Source organism: Pseudomonas sp. IT-P74, assembly GCF_949768175.1.
Taxonomy (GTDB): domain Bacteria; phylum Pseudomonadota; class Gammaproteobacteria; order Pseudomonadales; family Pseudomonadaceae; genus Aquipseudomonas.
In genome coordinates this window covers 128,587-144,387 of sequence record NZ_CATKQD010000011.1, presented here as the reverse complement: position 1 = coordinate 144,387, position 15,801 = coordinate 128,587, and the positions used below count along the sequence as shown (strand labels likewise).

The window sequence follows — 15,801 nt, the reverse complement described above, 5'->3', positions numbered from 1 at the left end:
CCAGCCTCAATAGGTGAAGCATGAAAAATTACATTCAAGCGGGTGGCAACCTGACTGTTATCGCCCCAAGCGGCGGTACCGTTTCTGGCGGCCTGTATAAAGTCGGCGCAATTGTCGGCGTGGCCACGACCACTGAAGTTGCGGGTGATCCCGTTGTTCTCAAGATTGACGGTGTATTTGACCTGACCAAAACAAGCGCCCAAGCCTGGGCAGTTGGCGATCTGCTGTACATGAACACTACCAGCCGTTCGCTCAGCAACGTGTCCGCTACCGGCCTGGTGCTGGTGGGTGTGGCCACTGAGGTCGCGGTCAACCCGAGTTCGACCGGTGCCTGCCGACTCAACGGCGTCTCCGCTCCGGCACCGGTGTAATGGGCTGGGCCTCAATGGCCCAGCGCATGCTTGGGGTTTCGATCCGTACCTTCAGCGAGCCATCGGCGACCATCGATCCTGATGGCGCCGTGTACTGGCTGACCGATGGTGTCGAGCCCGGTGTGCCTCTGGCCCAAGCCGTGTTCGATACCGCTCACGTTTCCGTTGATCCGGAGACCGGCGCGCCAGTGTCGAGCCAAAACCCAGTCCTCGGCGTTCGCTTGATCGATCTGCCGAACAAACCCACGAACCGTGACCGAATCAGGGCCCGGGGCGAACTGTTCACGATCAGCGACGTGCAGCCCGATGGTGTGGCTGGCGTGACGATCATTCTCCGAAAGGCTTGAACATGGCCCATCCTCGAGAACTGATCCGCAAACAAGCCGTTGCGGTGCTGCTGGGTGCCACCAATGCAGGTGCCAGTGTTTATGCCAGCCGCGTGAAGCCGCTCATTTCCAACGGATGGCAGAGCGAACTTCCCGCAATCATCGTGTACACGATGGACGAACTGAGCGAGATCTTTAATCAGGCGCCTCGCGAATACCGGCGTCGGGTTGAGTTGGTCGTGGAGATCCACGCTGAAGGTAACGACGCGCTGGACGACACGCTGGACACCTTGGCCCGGCAGGCCGAAAGGCTGTTGCTTATGGATGACACCCTCGGCGGAACGGCGAACGACTTGCAGCTACAGCGCTCTCGCATGGTTTTGCTCGATCAGTCTGAACAGTTGACCGGCGCCTGCCGGCTGATCTTCGAGGCTGAGTACTTCGACCGTCACCCCGACGACCTCTTCAACCAAAGCCTGCCGGATCTGAACACGGTCACGGCCGATTACAGCCTGGACAACGCCCAACCGAATCCGGCGGATCGTGCCAAAACGATCATTGAGGACTTGAACACATGACCACCCGAATGCTGGTTAAACCCGTCGAGGGTCGCCTGGTGCGGATCCCCGGCACCTATGAGGCGCTGCCTGCCGATGGCAAGCCGCTGGAAATCGACAGTTACTGGATCCGCAAGGCCGCGGCCGGCGATGTCGTGCTTGAAACTGAACAGCCTGAAGTCCAGGCCCCAACCCCAAAAGGTGAGAAATAATGGCTATCGGATTCGACACCATCCCTGGGCCTGGATCGCTGCGCAAGCCGGGCGTCTACAGCGAGATCGATAACAGCCAGGCCGTTCGCGGCCCGCAGTCGGTCACCTATCGCCGCCTGCTGATCGGGCAGAAGCTGACTGCCGGCCTCGCCGTGGCCAACACCTTGATTCGCGTGACCAGTGCCGCCCAAGCGGATACCCAGTTCGGCGCCGGCTCCATGCTCGCCGGTATGGTGCGCGCGGCCCTGGCCATCGACACGTATACCGAGTTGCAGGTGATGCCGGTGATCGATAACGCCGCCGGCGTTGCTGCCACCGCAACCATCGCGTTTACCGGTCCGGCCACAGCATCTGGTACTGTCGAGTTGATGATCGCTGGACGCCGTGTTTCGGTGGGTGTCATCAGCGGTGATACTGCAACCGCTATTGGCACCGCCGCGGCAGCAGCGATCACTGCAACCGCTGACATGCCGGTAACTGCCGCTGCCGTAACGGGCACGGTCACGCTTACCAGCCGGCACAAAGGCGAAGCGGGCAACAGCCTGAGCGCCCGGGTGAACTATTACGCCGGCCAGGCTTTACCCGCAGGCGTGGGCGTCACCATCAGTGCATTTGCAAACGGTGCAGGCAACCCGACGTTGGCTACTGCTCTCGCCGCGCTCGGTGATGAATGGCTGCATGCCTGGGCTGTTCCGTACTCTGACGCCGCGAGCCTGGCCAGTATCAAAACAGAATTGACCAGCCGATTCGCCTGGAATCGCGAGATCGAAGCACACGCGTTTGCTGCCGCTCGCGGCACACAAGGCACTCTGGGTGCGATCGGTGACAGCCACAACAGCCAGCACCTCAGCATCATGATGGCCAACGATGAGCCAATGCCGGCTTACGAGAAGGCCGCCGAAACCATGGCAATCGCTGCTTACTACGCGGCCATCGACCCGGCTCGCCCGATCCAGAACCTGGCCTACAAGTGGTGCCTGCCACCGGTAGCCGCTAATCGTTTCACCAATGAAGAACGCAACCTGCTGCTGTTCGACGGTATCGCCACCAGCAAGGTCGCCACCGACGGCACTATGTTGGTCGAGCGCCTGATCACCACCTACAAAACCAACACCGCTGGCGCGTCGGACATCAGCTACCTGGACAGCGAAACGCTGTTCACCCTGATGTTCATCCGCCACGACTGGCGCGACTACATCCTGCGCAAGTATCCGCGCCACAAGCTGGCCGACAACGGCACTCGTTACGGCGTTGGCCAGGCCGTAGTTACGCCAGTCGTGATGAAGGCTGAAGCCATCGCCAAGTTTCGCGAATGGGAAGACTTGGGGTTGGTCGAGAACATCGACGACTTCAAGGCCAACCTCATTGCCGAGCGCAATGCCAGTGACCCAAACCGGCTCGACATGCTGTTGCCGCCGGACCTGGTCAACCAACTGCGCGTCGTTGCCAACAAAATTCAGTTCCGTCTGTAAGGCGGGCTTCAGGAGAACCATCACATGGCTGGCAATAAACGCGTTGGCGGCATCATCAGCTTGAAGATCGACGGCGATATGTACTTCGCCAAGGGCGACTTCACCTACAACATCGGTCGCCCGAAAAAAGAAGGCATTGTCGGTAGCGATCGTGTCCACGGCTACAAGGAAACGCCGCAGATCCCTTTTGTCGAAGGGGAGATCACTGACCGTCAAGAAATGAGTCTCGAGGCGCTGCTCGATACGGTCGATGCCACGATCACCCTGGAACTGGCGAACGGCAAAGTCATCGTTCTGCGTGAGGCTTGGTACGCCAATGAAGGTACCGGCAACACGGGCGAGGGCAATATCCCAGTGCGCTTTGAAGGCATGTCGGCCGAGGAGGTCAAGTAATGGCAACGGAAAAACAAATCACGCTCAAGCAGCCGGTTCAGTTCGGCTCGGAGTCGGTCGGTGAGTTGACGCTTGCCCGCAAGCTGAAGTACTTGCGCGGGCACACGTTGCGAGTGACCTCCGATGGCAAAGGTAATGGTGCGGTCGATCTCGACTTTTCCACGCTCATTGATCTGAGCGCGAAGATGTCCGGCCGTACACCGGCCTTCATCGATGAAATGGATGAAGACGATCAGGCTGTATTGCTTCAAGAGGCGCGTGATTTTTTGCTCAAGCACCTGGGGGGTGGCAGTCAGGCGTGACTGCTGTCGTCAAGGTGATGGGCGTGCAGCCTTCCGAAGTCATGGAAATGGACTTCGAAGAGTTGAATTGGTGGCTTGAGCGGGCAGAGGAGTGGACGGAATGGCAGACAAGGGCTACGGATTAAACGTAATCATCAGGGCTGTCGACCAGGTTACCGCTCCTTTGCGCGGGATAATTGGCAAGGTACAGGCGGCCAGTGCTGGTGTCAGCAGTGCCCTGGATCGTGCAGGGCTTCCTATTTTCACGAACAGTTTGAAGAACGTAGGAAGCGCAATCGGTGGTGTGGGCTCTGCCGTTGGCCAGAGCCGGGATCGGTTGCTTGGGCTTGGTGCAACTCTGGGCATTACTTCGGCGGCCATAGGCGTGTTTGTGAACGGCTATGCGGATGCGACCGGCGCGATCGGTGATACGGCAGAGCGAACAGGCATCAGCCGTGAACGGTTCCAGGAGCTGGGCTTCGCCGCAAAGCTCACCGGTTCGTCGTCCGAGGTACTGGCTGGCGCGCTACAAAAAATGAACATCAATGTCGGTGCCGCCGCCAAGGGCTCGAAAGAGCTCACTGACATGTTTGCCGGCCTCGGGATCAAATTGAAGAACACCGACGGTAGCTTGAAAAGCACCGACGAGCAGTTCGCAATTTTCGTTGACCGAATTTCGAAGATCAAAAACCCGTCGCTTCAGGCTCAGGCCGCCGTGAAAATCTTCGGCAAAAGTGCGACAGAGCTTTTGCCGCTCATCAGGGGCGGCAGCGCCGGACTCAAGGAAATGTCCGATGAGGCTCGTCGGCTCGGGATTGTCCTTTCCGATGATGCCGTCCGGGATGGGGAAGCGTTCGGCGATATCCTGGACACGCTCAAGTTTGCGGTCGGTGGCGTAGGCAACATTATCGGTACCGCGCTCGTTCCACAGTTGAGCAAGATGTCCACGTGGCTCACTGAGTCAATCGTCAAATACCGACCGCAGATCGAAGCGTTTGCCACAGCCTTCGCGCAGAACCTCCCGGGAAACATCGAGAAGGTAGTCGGGTTTCTGGGTGATTTGTACGAAGGTATCCAGCCAGTGATCAGTGCCGTTGGCTGGCTTTCCGATACCTTCGGGGGGGCCAATGTGGTGTTTGCGGCGGTGGGCGCGTACATCGGCGGAGGGCTTGTCGTCAGCCTTTTCAATCTGGCGCTGGCATTCAAGGGGGTGGGCATCGCCATTGCCACGACGCCGGTGGGCTGGTTCCTTGCGGCCATTGCAGCTATTGGCGCCGCAGCCTACATCATCTACGAAAACTGGGACCAAATCGTAGCCTTCTTCGAAGAAAAGTGGGCCGGGGTGAAAGCCGCCTTCAGCGACGGAATCATCAATGGCATCGTGAAAGTTTGGCAGGAGTACAACCCGGTCACGTTGATCATGGAAGCTTTCAACGGCCTGGTGAAATACCTCACTGGTTGGGACCTCAGCGCGATCCTCGGTTCCAAAATCAAGGACGCCGTCAGCGCGATGAAAGCCGCCATTCCCGACTGGGCGGCGAAGCTGCTGGGGATCGAGGTTTCCGGTAACGCAGGCGAGGCTGGGGCAGATGGAACGGACGGCAGAGAGGCCGCGGCTCCAAATCAACCATCACCTCAGATGCCGTCCGAAACCAGTGCTACTGCGCCTGGTTCTGAAAAGGACCCGTCCGACATCGGCCGCCAGGCGGCCAATCTCGCTTCAGCCCAAGAAAAGGCCCCGTCTGATGCTGGCCGCCAGCTGGCCAATAATGCTTCGACCTCAGAAAAGGACCTATCTGATGTCGGTCGCCGTGCAGCGCAGATTGGCAACGAGTCCGCCCAGCTCCTTCCAGGCCCTGAAAAGGATATGTCCGATATCGGCCGTCGAGCTGCACGGGTCGGCAACGAGTCGGCCAAGATCACTCAGGTGCAACAACAGCCTTCTGAAGTTCGGGTGAAGGTCGATTTTGTAAACACGCCTCCCGGCACCAAAGTCAAAACCGAGGGCAGCCAGGGCGCCCAGTTCGACATGAATTTGGGTTACTCAATGGCCAATTAATCGGAGCCACTCATGGGCTGGAGAGACAACTACCGCGCCGCGAGCTTTCGCGGCGTTCCTTTTTTTGTGGAGTCTGCAGATAGCACCCATGGCCGCCGCCAGGCGGTGCACGAGCATGCTCAGCGCGATGTTCCTTACACCGAGGACCTCGGTCGAAAGGCGCGGGAATTTTCAGTTTCCGGGTACCTGATCGGGCTGGAATACCAGACTCAGCGCGATGAACTGATCAAGGCTTGCGAAACTGCCGGCCCCGGGGTCCTGGTGCATCCGTATCGTGGTGAGATGACCGTCGAGTGCCGGGGGCTTGGCGTCAGCGAGAGCACCAATGACGGTGGGATGTGCCTGGTTAAACTGACCTTCCTGGAGGCGGGAGAGGCCTCTTATCCGTCGGCCAAGACCGATACCGTCAACGCGATCAGCTCAAAGGGTAACGCCGTGACGGATGCTGCCGAGAGAGGTTTTGTTTCGGACTTTCTAACCACTGGTTTTCCCGCGTACGTCGCACAGTCAGCGGCCGAAGGCTTGGCGGAACTCGGTGAGTTCATGGCGGCTCCAGGCTTGAGTTTTTCTGACGACCTTCAGGCCGCATCGGATTTTTACCAGCAAGCCAAAGGACTTGCTTCCGACGCGTTCAGTCTGGTGCAGCAGCCTTTGCAAATGGTCAGCAGGATTACAGGGCTGATCGGTTCGATCCGCTCAGCCTTCGGCAGCAATGCGTTCAGCATGCTGACGAGCCTGTTTGATCGATCGCCATCCAGTTACTCGGGAAGCACCACAACACCGAGCCGCCAGCAACAGGCGACGAATGCTTTGGCTGTGAATGCCTTGGTGCGCCAGGTGGCAGTTGCTGAGGCCTCAAAGGCCGCCGTCGTCACTCAAACAACGGTGACTGCTGCCAGCGGGTTGACCCAAACAGCAGGTACATCGACCCAAACAGCAGGCGCACCGACCCAAACATCAATCACACCGGGTCGAACAGCAAGCACACCGACCCAAACATTCAGCACACCAACTGTCTACGACAGCTATCAGGCGGCGATCAAGGTCCGCGAGGAACTAGTCGATCGAATTGATACTGAAAGCGAGGCGACACCGAACGACCAGGTGTACGTAGCGCTATCGGACTTGCGCACCAGCGTTGTTCAGGCGGTGCCAAATCCGGAGCAGGACCTTGCCCGCATTGTCCAGTATGTGCCACGGGAGACGCTGCCCTCGCTGCTGGTCGCGTATCAGATTTATGGTGATGCAGGTCGGGCCGATGAGATCACGAAACGCAATGAGCCCCGGCATCCTGGCTTTTTGATGGGGGGCAATCAGCTTGAGGTGCTTGCAGATGGATGACCTCGAACTGCTGGTAAACGGAATGAACTACTCCGGATGGACGTCCATTGGCGTCACTCGGGCAATCGACGCGGCGACCACAGCGTTCACCGCGACACTCACGGAAAGGTGGGAGGGTAACGAGGGCGCTGCCGCGCAGGTCGAGCCTTGGCCGATTCTCCCAGGCGATGCCTGTGAAGTGCGGTTGGCCAGCTTTCGGATGGTCGTTGGCTATGTCGATATCTTCAAACCGTCCTACAGCGCCTCGGACCACACCATCAATATCCAAGGTCGCGACAAAGTTGCCGACCTGGTCGATTGCAGCGCCGTACATACGCCAGACGAATGGAAGAACGTCAACCTGCTGAAGTTCGCCCAGATCCTCGCCGCCCCCTTCGGTGTGAGCGTTATCGCCGATATCGATGTAGGCGAGCCATTTGCAGTGTGCAAGCTGCAACAGGGTGAGACGGCGTTCAAGGCAATCGAGCGGTATGCACGGCAACGCAAGGCCTTGTTAATGCCAGACGGGGCTGGCGGGCTACTGATCACCCGAGCTGGGGTTCGTCGGGCATCCGCTTCGCTTGTTCAAGGCGAGAACATCCTGAACGCGAGCGGTACGCTCGACCACAGCCAGCGCTTCAGCAACTACCTGGTGAAGGGCCAAGCCAGTTATAGCCCCGACAGCACTGGCGAAACGGAAGCTCACATCGAGGGGGCTGTCACCGACAGCGGAATCAAACGCTATCGGCCAATGCTGCTGGTTGCGGAAACAGGCGGGACATCCTCGAGTCTCCACGCGCGTGCGACTTGGGAAGCGAATACCCGGATAGGCAAGGCTGCAGCCGCGAGCATTTCCGTACAGGGCTGGCGACAGAGTCCAGGCGGGCCATTGTGGGAGCCGGGGTTGCTGGTCTATGTGCGGTCGTCCTGGCTTCGAATGGATGGTTGGATGCTCATCCGCCAAGTGACCTATGAACGAGGCGAGGGCGGTACCACCTCCAAACTCGAAATCGTTAGCCCTCAGGCATTCGATCCCGAGCCACCAGATGGGAAAGAGGCGAAAAAGGGTAAGTCCGGAAAAACCGGTAAACGGAACATCTGGGCTGAGGCCATTGGGGAAGAGGAACCGCCGAAATGAACGATGTTTTAAACCGGGTCATGATGATGTTCGGCCGTGGGGTTTTGCGCGCGGTGACCGACACTGGCCCGCGGCAGCAAGTGCAGGTCGAGTTGCTCAAGGGCGAACTGCGCGACGGGCTGGAGCATATGCAGAACTATGGGTTCACCAGCCACCCGCTGGGCGGTGACTGCGCTGTCGCATTCAATGGGGGTAACCGTGAGCAAGGGATTGTGCTGGTGGTCGATGACCGTCGGTATCGAATCCCTTTGCTAGCCGGCGAAGTGGCCATCTACGACGACCTTGGCAACAAGATCGAACTGCTACGCGAAATGGTGAAGGTCACGGCCGTTCAGCACGTTGAAGTGGTGGCGCCGACTATCAAAATGATCGGTAACCTCGAGGTGGTCGGCAACATCACCACCACTGGCACCATTACGAACAACGGCAAGCGAGTCGACAGCACCCATACCCATAGCGCTGGTGGATCAGGAGTGCCTGTCTGATGGCCGATGCCGCGATGGTAATGACTGAGAACGGCGGGGCACTGGTTGTGTCCGGCTTCGACCTGCAGCGCGATGACGGCCTGGGGACGGCGGTAATCATTAGCCTCTTTACTGATCGCCGGGCCAGCTCCGAGCAGATCCCTGTCGAGCTTCCGCAGGATGACCTGCGCGGCTACTGGGGTGACATCGCCAACGCTACACCCTCTGATCAAACCGGTTCACTGTTGTGGCTGTTGGCTCGCGAGAAGCAGTTGCCGCAGGTCCTTGGCCGTGCCCAGCAGTATTGCCGAGAAGCATTGGCCTGGATGGTAGAGGACCTCGTCGCAACCCACGTCGAGGTCACTGCGCAATTCATTGCCCAAGGCTGGATGCTGATCGTCGTCGATATTTTCCGGCCAACCGGATCCCCGGTTCGCTATCAATTCAACTACGAATGGGCGGCTCAAGCCGCGAAGAGGTCTGCCTGATGCCATTCGCAAGACCCACACTGACCGAACTGATCAACCGCGTAATTACAGATATCAGTAGCCGGGTGACCGGCGTCGATAGCGCGGTGCTTCGGCGCTCACTGCTCGGGGTCATTGGTCAATCCGAGGCCGGTGCCGTGCACATGCTGTATGGCTACCTGGACTGGATCGCCAAGCAGTCGATCATCGACACCGCCGAGAAGGAACATCTAGAGCGCTGGGCCGCAATCTGGAAGGTGATTCGCAAGACTGCCGGCTTTGCTGGTGGTCAGGTCGCGCTTTCCGGAAACACCGGCTCCACCATCCCCAATGGAACCATTGTGCAGCGCCAGGACGGCGTTCAATACAAGGTACTCGGTAATGCGGTGTTTGGCAGTGGGCCGCTGATCGTTCCTGTCCTGGCTCTTGAGGCGGGAGAGGCCGGTAACTTCGGTACCGGTTTGCCGATCTTTCTGCTATCGCCAATCGCCGGCGTTCAATCCACAGCCACGACTGCGACCAAGCTCGAAGGCGGTGTTGATGTTGAGTCTGACGAAAGGCTGCTCGCGCGCCTGCTTGCACGGATCCAACAACCACCGCACGGAGGCGCTAAATCTGATTATGAATTATGGGCGCTTGAAGTTTCGGGAGTTACCCGGGTCTGGGTGTACCCACTGCAAATGGGGGCCGGTACCGTGACGGTGCTGTTCGTCTGTGACGAGGAAGTGTCCATCATCCCGCCGCCGGCCAAGGTCGCCGCAGTGCAGGCCTACATCAATGCACGCCGACCGGTAACTGCGGAAGTCTATGTCGCGGCTCCAGTCGCGGGTCCGCTGAACATGAACATCAAACTTTCTCCAAACACCACCGCTGTTCAAAACGCGGTGCGAGCGGAACTGGCAGACCTCATAGCCCGTGACTCGGCACCTGGCGGGACGATTCTTGTTAGCCGGCTGCGTGAGTCGGTGTCTCTGGCTGCTGGCGAGGACAACAACCAGATCGTCTCGCCAACGGCCGATGTGGCGTACGCCACGGGTCAAATGGCGACTCTCGGGACACTCACCTTTTCCAGCCTGTAGGAGGCGCAATGCCAACAGCTGCTGAATACAGGGAGCAGCTGAACGCGCTGCTGCCACCGGGCCAAGCTTTCCCGCGTGACCCCGGCACCACACTCCACGACCTTCTAGATGGGATGTCGGTCGAGCTAGCGCGCCTCGACGCCCGAGGAAGTGTTCTGCCGCAAGAGGTAAACCCGGCAACGGCCGCCGAACTACTGCCTGATTGGGAGCGTGTGGCAGGGTTGCCTGATAAATGCTCGGGTGTCCTAGAGGAAACCCTCCAGGGTCGCCGCAATGCATTGCTGACCAAACTCACCAGCACCGGTGGCCAGTCCCCTGCGTACTTCATTGAGCTTGCGGCGTCGCTTGGCTACACGGTGACCATCGAAGAGTTCAGACCATTTCGAGCCGGGAGATCGGTGGCTGGTAATGCGTTGACCAACGGACCATGGGTCCACACCTGGTTGGTCATGGCACCCCAGTCGAGCATCACCGACTTTCGCGCGGGCCGTTCGGCCGCTGGTGAGCGTCTTCGAACATGGGGGAACGACACCCTTGAATGCAAAATTAATCAGCTGAAGCCGGCGCACACGATCGCGCTCTTCGCTTACGGAGGTTGAAGCATGCACAGAATTGATGGCCCGGGGGCTACAGGGACTAACAAATTTACTGATGGTGATCCGGTTGGCGGAGTCCAGGCAACGGTAGTCACGGACGACTGGTTAAACGACGTCCAGGAAGAGCTGATGAGCATTCTGACGGCGGCTGCGATTACTCCAGTGAAGGGGACGCAGAACCAGATTCTTACCGCGATCAGACGCATTAATCAGTTTTCGGCCAGTTCGTATGCCGTCGACAACGGCACCGCTAACGCCTATGCGGCTGATTTCGTTCCACCTGTCACGACATTGGTTGAGGGTATGGTCCTCAAAATTCGAGTGACCAATGCCAACACAGGTCCAAGCACCTTTAGCCCCAATGGACTCCCAGCCTTACAATTGGTAGGCGCGGGGCACGCTGCGCTGCAGGGTGGAGAGTTGGTGCCGAACAGTAATGTTTGGATGGAATGCAACTCAGGTGCCTGGATCATCTTGGCTAGCAGCAACGGTGCCGCGCAGGTGTCAAAGGGGCTCAAGTCTCTCCATGCGGTGAACCTGTCGCAGCTCGGCAACTACAATTCGATTGCTTCGCTCACAGCAACTTCCACGCTTACCGACGCCCAGTGCGGACGGCCGCTAGTCATCGAGGCCGGTGGTACTACCCAGACTTTGCCACCAGCCGCTAGTCTGACGCCCGGCAGTACATACATTTTTAGCGCGCATCTGCCGGTCACCATTAAGGGTAATGGCGCGGAACTTATCGAAAACAATTTGGGCGTGACGGCAAACACACTGTCTATGCAGGCCGGTGAGCAACTGGTTATCACAACCAACGGCGCTAGCTGGTACACGACAGCCTACTGCCGGTCGTCTGGCCGGCTGATTGGGGTTCAGACCTTTGTTGCTTCCGGCACATACACCCCAACACCGGGGATGGCCAGCGTGATAGTTGAAGCCCAAGGGGGGGGCGGTTCAGGTGGTGGTGCAGCCGTTCCTTCCGCAGGCAACGTTAGTCTCGGTGCGCCAGGTGGCGCCGGATCCTATGGTAAGTGGAGGCTTTTTGCAGCGTCCATAGGTGCAAGCCAAGCCGTGACGATCGGGGCCCCAGGGTCCGCTGGATCTGGAGTGGCGGGCGGAAATGGCGGAACTACATCGGTAGGTGCGCTGGTTTCTGCGCCAGGCGGGGTTGGCGGAAGCGTCCTGAACAATCAAGTGCCGCCTCAGTACAACGGCAACGGAACTGCATCGGGCAATCCAACGGGAGCATCCATAAGCTTTTCGTTAGGCGTGGCTGGCGCACCTTCTGCCGCACCTTTGGCAGGCAGCGGCATTGGTGGTATCGGTGGACCTTCAGCATTCGGAAGTGGCGGACTCGGAAGCGCAATCAACTCGGTCGGCAATCCATCGCCGAACTACGGTGCGGGCGGGGCAGGGTGCGTGTGCGGATCTGGTGGTACCGCTATTACCGGAGCCCTCGGCAAGGCAGGGATCGTTACAATCTGGGAGTACGCATGATGGATTACGCACGTATTGATAATGGATTGGTCGTTGAACTTTTCAGTACCGAGTTGGATATTACGCAGCTTTTTCACCCGGATTTGGTGTGGGCTGAAATACCTGAAGGCACTTCGCGACCATCAGAAGGGTGGGTCGCTAAAAATAATGAGGGGGAGTGGTCATTCTCTGAAAAATTGGAGCCTGAACCATCCGAGGGTGAGTTAAAAAGAGATGCGATCTACCGCAGGGACTTTCTGATTGCTGCCGCAAATGAAGTTACTGCCGGTATGGGCGATGCTTTCTTGGCAGGACTATTGAGTCCAGAAGACGTTGATCGATTCAAAGCCTTCGCCGCGTATAAGTTGAAGCTTAATAAAGTCGTTGAGCAGCCTGGGTTTCCTCAGGTTATTGATTGGCCTGAGGTACCGCTTTAGTTTTTTCCATCCTCGCTTGTATTCTCTTCGCTGCACGGGAAATTGGCATTTCTACCAACGTGAAGCTTGCATAGGACGTTAAGCCAATTGCAGCGATGACTCCGAAGGCAAGCAATACATGATTAGTTACGAAGTGCTCGTTGACCTTTATTGCGGCGCAGATGATCAGTATGTGGCACAAATACGTTGAGTAAGACCAATCACCAAGCCGGGCGATAAAGTTGTGTTTTGGGAATAGCCTTTCTTGAGACAAGCAAGCACACAGAATGACGGCACACGGTAGGCCGCTGCGCAGGGGATTGTGTGTCACCGGCCCAAAATAGACGATTGCGGAAAGGGCCCCGAGCATCATGAGTAATCCTGCGATTGGAGGAATCCGAGTTACCAGTCCGCGCTTGTAGGCAATCGACAGTGCAACTCCAAACAAAAACTCCCAAACCATTGTGTTTCCGTAAAAGGAAATCGCCCCATTCACTTTTTTTGCGACTAGCTGTAAGGCAATTACGCCAAGAAATAACCCGATGGCTCGATATGCGGCAGGTAGAAATAATACCGAAAAAAACACTAAGTAAAAGGATGCCTCATAGTTCAATGTCCAGCCTACTGTCATTAGAGGGTACAGACCCACGCCTGAAGGGTTTTGTGCTGGAATGAACAAAAGGCTTTTCAGGAAAAATACTGGGTCAAATGCAGTAAGAGGGATTGAGTCTGGTGCATATATTAGAGTAATGGCGGTAACTGACGAGAATAGCCAGTAGGCCGGAGCAACCCTAGCTATTCTGTTGGCTGCGAATGATTTTGGTGTTGTTGGTTTTGAAACTGTGGATCCGTAAATAACAAATCCGCTGATCACAAAGAATAAATCAACACCGATGGCACCGAAGTCTCGAAGCAGATCAGGTGCGATCCCGCCTAACTTGTGGTTATAAAAAAGCTGCATGTAGTGATGGCCGACAACCAGCCATGCTGCTAAGGCCCTAAGTATTTGGATTGAGTTGAGCATTGGTTGTCGGTATCAAAAAGAAATCGATTCTACATCCGCTGTACCTGATCTACCACAGAGACAGAGCCCGCCCTTGAGTGGGTATTTTTTTGCCTGGAGAAAAGTGATGACCGTATCCGAGAGAGACCGCGACATCCTCGCCCGCACGCTGTGGGGCGAGGCCCGCGGCGAATCCCTGGCCGGCCAGATCGCCGTGGCCTGGACCATCCGCAACCGCGTGAACGACGGCAAGGACAAGTCGTGGTGGGGGGAGGGCTATGCCGGTGTGTGCCAGAAGCCGTACCAGTTCAGCTGCTGGAACAGGAACGACCCGAACTTCGCCTACCTGGCTGGCGCGAGGCAGATCCCGTTCCGTGAGCTCGCGCAGGCGCGGATTGCCGCTGACCAGGTGATCGATGGAAAGGTGGCGGATCCCACCAGCGGCGCGACCCATTACTACGCGACCAGCATGCCCAAGCCACCGGCCTGGGTGAAAGGCGCCAAGGAAATGTTGAGGCTCGGTCACCACGTGTTCTTCAAGGATGTGCCATGACCGCCTTCAGCAGATTGTCTCGTGTATTGGCCACTGCCGAGGAAGGCAGCCTTTGGTTTGAGTGCCCGGGCTGCTCGATGATGCATCGAGTCATGTACGGCCCCGGGGCAGGTCCGCGCTGGGGATGGAATGGGAGCGTCGATAAGCCGACCTTCACCCCTTCGGTGCTGGTGCAATATCCCTGGTCTGATGGTGATCGTGTCTGTCACTCGTTCGTCACTGATGGCCGTATCCAGTTCCTGGGCGATTGCACTCATGCGCTAGCCGGACAAACGGTCGATCTGTCGGAGTGGGAGGACTGAGCATGACGACCTACCTGAAAGCAGGTGCTGTTCTGCTGCTAACCACCCTGGTGCTGGGCGTGCTGTTCGGCGCCTATCACCACGGCGTGAAGGTTACGGATGAAAAGTGGCAGTCGAAGTGGAATGCCCGTGACACCCGGGACGGCGAGGCGAGGGCGCTCAATGAGGCCGCCGAGCGCACCAGGGAGCAGGCCTACCAACAGTCAATCAACAAGGCGGTTCAAGATGGTCAACGCATTATCGATCAAGCGACGGCTGATGTTGCTGCCGCTCGCGCTTCTGCTGACGGCGTGCAGCTTGCCGCGGACAACCTTGCCCGTCGACTCGCAGCCAGTGAAGCCAGCGGGCATTCCTGCACTGCCGCCGCAAGCCAGGCAGCTGCCCGCGTCGCCGCTGTGCTTGCCGACGTGTTCAAGCGCGCTGATCAGAGAGCGGGCGACCTGGCTGCAGTTGCTGACCAAGCTCGAGCCCGGGGACTGACGTGTGAGCAGGCGTATGTCGGGGTGGGTCGTTAGTTTTTAAATAAAGAAAATCGACTTGGAGACTAGTGTCTGCCTTTTTGTAATTCATCAAAGAAATCAAGAACAAGGATGGAGGCTTGTGCGTAATTACGGGGGTTTGTAACAAATATACCTGTATCTGAAATTAGTAAGGCGAATCCACCGTCGCGCAGATCGGCCTTCTCTGCCTCTGTAAGAGCTGTATTCGAGTGCGAAGCTTTATTCCTGGCTATTGAAAGCGCTCTGAAAAATTTTCGCCATTTAACTATTGTTTCTTTGTCTAGATTTGTCGCATCGAGTGCGCATTCTAGGTAATCGGAAAAATCAGGTCGGTTATGTTTGTTTTGTTTCTTTAGTTCGGCCACAGCTTTGCTTGCAGCGGGTGAGTTTTGAATATTGGCCTGAATAATATCTAGTAGGACATCGTGTTTCAGTTTTCGGCGGCTATTCACCTCTAAGTTCTGTTCGTCGCAGATAAATTTTAGAGCGCGTTCAGTAGCTAAAAGAATAGAAGAGTAAAAGCTACGGTGCACTGCTTGCATAAGTGAAATCCAAGTTTCAAACCCTGTGCATGAGAAGCTGCGCCCGCCTTGATCCAGTATGTTCGCAGGTGTGGTAAGTAGAACCATGGTGTTGTCCACCATAGTTCCGATAAACTGATGGGGTATAGAGGCGGGCGCAATAGTGCGTCGTTCTAAATCTTTAAGCTCAGCGATTGATGTATCGATGGCGTGAAGGTGGTTTTCAGGTGTATGGCTATTGGTCGACATTGGTGGCCTTAAAGTTTTTCAGTGTCAGTGTTGGCGAGGAAATGCA

Annotated in this window: 21 protein-coding genes; 19 read left to right on the top strand and 2 right to left on the bottom strand. The window is 57.3% G+C overall.

Translation table 11 applies throughout. From position 1 onward, the window contains the following. Positions 1 to 20: 20 nt before the first annotated feature. The 16 genes from ACM6J5_RS09530 to ACM6J5_RS09455 all read left to right on the top strand — a co-directional run bounded on the left by ACM6J5_RS09530 (position 21) and on the right by ACM6J5_RS09455 (position 12,648). Complete coding sequence (locus ACM6J5_RS09530; protein WP_414928329.1) at positions 21 to 371, top strand: DUF2190 family protein; 351 nt, start codon at positions 21 to 23, stop codon at positions 369 to 371. Further along, complete coding sequence (locus ACM6J5_RS09525) at positions 371 to 718, top strand: hypothetical protein (RefSeq protein WP_414928328.1); 348 nt, start codon at positions 371 to 373, stop codon at positions 716 to 718. The genes ACM6J5_RS09530 and ACM6J5_RS09525 overlap by 1 nt, the downstream gene beginning before the upstream one ends. A 2-nt stretch (positions 719 to 720) precedes the next feature. After that, positions 721 to 1,275, top strand: a complete 555-nt coding sequence (locus ACM6J5_RS09520; RefSeq protein ID WP_414928327.1) for a hypothetical protein — start codon at positions 721 to 723, stop codon at positions 1,273 to 1,275. Beyond that, positions 1,272 to 1,466 carry a DUF2635 domain-containing protein gene (locus ACM6J5_RS09515; RefSeq protein WP_414928326.1) on the top strand — a complete coding sequence of 65 codons (195 nt, stop codon included), beginning with the start codon at positions 1,272 to 1,274 and terminating at the stop codon, positions 1,464 to 1,466. The genes ACM6J5_RS09520 and ACM6J5_RS09515 overlap by 4 nt, the downstream gene beginning before the upstream one ends. After that, positions 1,466 to 2,938 (top strand): phage tail sheath subtilisin-like domain-containing protein, encoded by a 1,473-nt coding sequence (locus tag ACM6J5_RS09510; RefSeq protein WP_414928325.1) that lies wholly within the window; start codon positions 1,466 to 1,468, stop codon positions 2,936 to 2,938. The genes ACM6J5_RS09515 and ACM6J5_RS09510 overlap by 1 nt, the downstream gene beginning before the upstream one ends. Before the next feature lie 24 nt (positions 2,939 to 2,962). Further along, positions 2,963 to 3,331 carry a phage tail tube protein gene (locus tag ACM6J5_RS09505; protein WP_414928324.1) on the top strand — a complete coding sequence of 123 codons (369 nt, stop codon included), beginning with the start codon at positions 2,963 to 2,965 and terminating at the stop codon, positions 3,329 to 3,331. After that, positions 3,331 to 3,633, top strand: coding sequence for a phage tail assembly protein (locus ACM6J5_RS09500; RefSeq protein WP_414928323.1), 303 nt, complete (start codon positions 3,331 to 3,333; stop codon positions 3,631 to 3,633). Before ACM6J5_RS09505 ends, ACM6J5_RS09500 begins: the two co-directional genes overlap by 1 nt. A 100-nt stretch (positions 3,634 to 3,733) precedes the next feature. Further along, positions 3,734 to 5,671 carry a hypothetical protein gene (locus tag ACM6J5_RS09495; protein ID WP_414928322.1) on the top strand — a complete coding sequence of 646 codons (1,938 nt, stop codon included), beginning with the start codon at positions 3,734 to 3,736 and terminating at the stop codon, positions 5,669 to 5,671. Positions 5,672 to 5,683: 12 nt separating this feature from the next. Next, positions 5,684 to 7,012, top strand: a complete 1,329-nt coding sequence (locus ACM6J5_RS09490; RefSeq protein ID WP_414928321.1) for a DNA circularization protein — start codon at positions 5,684 to 5,686, stop codon at positions 7,010 to 7,012. Next, a complete protein-coding gene (locus tag ACM6J5_RS09485) occupies positions 7,005 to 8,129 on the top strand; it encodes a phage baseplate assembly protein (RefSeq protein WP_414928320.1) in 1,125 nt (374 codons plus the stop codon). Before ACM6J5_RS09490 ends, ACM6J5_RS09485 begins: the two co-directional genes overlap by 8 nt. Beyond that, the gene (locus ACM6J5_RS09480; protein ID WP_414928319.1) at positions 8,126 to 8,614 is read left to right on the top strand and encodes a phage baseplate assembly protein V; all 489 of its coding nucleotides are present in this window, start codon (positions 8,126 to 8,128) and stop codon (positions 8,612 to 8,614) included. The genes ACM6J5_RS09485 and ACM6J5_RS09480 overlap by 4 nt, the downstream gene beginning before the upstream one ends. Further along, positions 8,614 to 9,081, top strand: a complete 468-nt coding sequence (locus tag ACM6J5_RS09475; protein WP_414928318.1) for a phage GP46 family protein — start codon at positions 8,614 to 8,616, stop codon at positions 9,079 to 9,081. Before ACM6J5_RS09480 ends, ACM6J5_RS09475 begins: the two co-directional genes overlap by 1 nt. Next, entirely contained in the window at positions 9,081 to 10,139 is a 1,059-nt protein-coding gene (locus tag ACM6J5_RS09470; RefSeq protein WP_414928317.1) for a baseplate J/gp47 family protein, read from the top strand. The genes ACM6J5_RS09475 and ACM6J5_RS09470 overlap by 1 nt, the downstream gene beginning before the upstream one ends. A gap of 8 nt (positions 10,140 to 10,147) precedes the next feature. Further along, positions 10,148 to 10,738, top strand: a complete 591-nt coding sequence (locus tag ACM6J5_RS09465) for a YmfQ family protein (protein ID WP_414928316.1) — start codon at positions 10,148 to 10,150, stop codon at positions 10,736 to 10,738. Between the two features lie 3 nt (positions 10,739 to 10,741). Beyond that, positions 10,742 to 12,232, top strand: a complete 1,491-nt coding sequence (locus ACM6J5_RS09460) for a hypothetical protein (RefSeq protein ID WP_414928315.1) — start codon at positions 10,742 to 10,744, stop codon at positions 12,230 to 12,232. Further along, positions 12,229 to 12,648: a tail fiber assembly protein gene (locus tag ACM6J5_RS09455; protein WP_414928314.1), complete on the top strand. Its 420-nt coding sequence runs from the start codon at positions 12,229 to 12,231 to the stop codon at positions 12,646 to 12,648. The genes ACM6J5_RS09460 and ACM6J5_RS09455 overlap by 4 nt, the downstream gene beginning before the upstream one ends. Here the strand turns inward: ACM6J5_RS09455 and ACM6J5_RS09450 are convergent. Next, complete coding sequence (locus ACM6J5_RS09450; protein ID WP_414928313.1) at positions 12,620 to 13,651, bottom strand: acyltransferase family protein; 1,032 nt, start codon at positions 13,649 to 13,651, stop codon at positions 12,620 to 12,622. The genes ACM6J5_RS09455 and ACM6J5_RS09450 overlap by 29 nt on opposite strands. A 106-nt stretch (positions 13,652 to 13,757) precedes the next feature. Between ACM6J5_RS09450 and ACM6J5_RS09445 the strand changes: the two genes are divergently transcribed. From ACM6J5_RS09445 to ACM6J5_RS09435, 3 genes are read left to right on the top strand one after another with little or no spacing between them, the layout of a single operon-like run. Further along, positions 13,758 to 14,183, top strand: a complete 426-nt coding sequence (locus tag ACM6J5_RS09445; protein ID WP_414928312.1) for a cell wall hydrolase — start codon at positions 13,758 to 13,760, stop codon at positions 14,181 to 14,183. Further along, on the top strand, positions 14,180 to 14,485 hold the full coding sequence (locus ACM6J5_RS09440; protein ID WP_414928311.1) for a DUF6527 family protein: 306 nt from the start codon (positions 14,180 to 14,182) through the stop codon (positions 14,483 to 14,485). The genes ACM6J5_RS09445 and ACM6J5_RS09440 overlap by 4 nt, the downstream gene beginning before the upstream one ends. 2 nt (positions 14,486 to 14,487) lie before the next feature. Beyond that, positions 14,488 to 15,000, top strand: coding sequence for a DUF2514 family protein (locus tag ACM6J5_RS09435; RefSeq protein ID WP_414928310.1), 513 nt, complete (start codon positions 14,488 to 14,490; stop codon positions 14,998 to 15,000). 29 nt (positions 15,001 to 15,029) lie between these two features. Here ACM6J5_RS09435 and ACM6J5_RS09430 read toward each other — a convergent pair whose 3' ends face one another. Beyond that, positions 15,030 to 15,755: a hypothetical protein gene (locus tag ACM6J5_RS09430; protein WP_414928309.1), complete on the bottom strand. Its 726-nt coding sequence runs from the start codon at positions 15,753 to 15,755 to the stop codon at positions 15,030 to 15,032. Positions 15,756 to 15,801 lie beyond the last annotated feature (46 nt).

Bases quoted from the DNA above. Each gene is read 5' to 3' on its own strand.
- ACM6J5_RS09475 (WP_414928318.1), top strand. From the start codon at position 8,614: ATGGCCGATGCCGCGATGGTAATGACTGAGAACGGCGGGGCACTGGTT.
- ACM6J5_RS09450 (WP_414928313.1), bottom strand. From the start codon at position 13,651: ATGCTCAACTCAATCCAAATACTTAGGGCCTTAGCAGCATGGCTGGTT.
- ACM6J5_RS09465 (WP_414928316.1), top strand. From the start codon at position 10,148: ATGCCAACAGCTGCTGAATACAGGGAGCAGCTGAACGCGCTGCTGCCA.
- ACM6J5_RS09495 (WP_414928322.1), top strand. From the start codon at position 3,734: ATGGCAGACAAGGGCTACGGATTAAACGTAATCATCAGGGCTGTCGAC.
- ACM6J5_RS09470 (WP_414928317.1), top strand. From the start codon at position 9,081: ATGCCATTCGCAAGACCCACACTGACCGAACTGATCAACCGCGTAATT.
- ACM6J5_RS09485 (WP_414928320.1), top strand. From the start codon at position 7,005: ATGGATGACCTCGAACTGCTGGTAAACGGAATGAACTACTCCGGATGG.
- ACM6J5_RS09530 (WP_414928329.1), top strand. From the start codon at position 21: ATGAAAAATTACATTCAAGCGGGTGGCAACCTGACTGTTATCGCCCCA.
- ACM6J5_RS09500 (WP_414928323.1), top strand. From the start codon at position 3,331: ATGGCAACGGAAAAACAAATCACGCTCAAGCAGCCGGTTCAGTTCGGC.
- ACM6J5_RS09520 (WP_414928327.1), top strand. From the start codon at position 721: ATGGCCCATCCTCGAGAACTGATCCGCAAACAAGCCGTTGCGGTGCTG.
- ACM6J5_RS09440 (WP_414928311.1), top strand. From the start codon at position 14,180: ATGACCGCCTTCAGCAGATTGTCTCGTGTATTGGCCACTGCCGAGGAA.
- ACM6J5_RS09460 (WP_414928315.1), top strand. From the start codon at position 10,742: ATGCACAGAATTGATGGCCCGGGGGCTACAGGGACTAACAAATTTACT.
- ACM6J5_RS09525 (WP_414928328.1), top strand. From the start codon at position 371: ATGGGCTGGGCCTCAATGGCCCAGCGCATGCTTGGGGTTTCGATCCGT.
- ACM6J5_RS09490 (WP_414928321.1), top strand. From the start codon at position 5,684: ATGGGCTGGAGAGACAACTACCGCGCCGCGAGCTTTCGCGGCGTTCCT.
- ACM6J5_RS09515 (WP_414928326.1), top strand. From the start codon at position 1,272: ATGACCACCCGAATGCTGGTTAAACCCGTCGAGGGTCGCCTGGTGCGG.
- ACM6J5_RS09455 (WP_414928314.1), top strand. From the start codon at position 12,229: ATGATGGATTACGCACGTATTGATAATGGATTGGTCGTTGAACTTTTC.
- ACM6J5_RS09430 (WP_414928309.1), bottom strand. From the start codon at position 15,755: ATGTCGACCAATAGCCATACACCTGAAAACCACCTTCACGCCATCGAT.
- ACM6J5_RS09445 (WP_414928312.1), top strand. From the start codon at position 13,758: ATGACCGTATCCGAGAGAGACCGCGACATCCTCGCCCGCACGCTGTGG.
- ACM6J5_RS09435 (WP_414928310.1), top strand. From the start codon at position 14,488: ATGACGACCTACCTGAAAGCAGGTGCTGTTCTGCTGCTAACCACCCTG.
- ACM6J5_RS09480 (WP_414928319.1), top strand. From the start codon at position 8,126: ATGAACGATGTTTTAAACCGGGTCATGATGATGTTCGGCCGTGGGGTT.
- ACM6J5_RS09510 (WP_414928325.1), top strand. From the start codon at position 1,466: ATGGCTATCGGATTCGACACCATCCCTGGGCCTGGATCGCTGCGCAAG.
- ACM6J5_RS09505 (WP_414928324.1), top strand. From the start codon at position 2,963: ATGGCTGGCAATAAACGCGTTGGCGGCATCATCAGCTTGAAGATCGAC.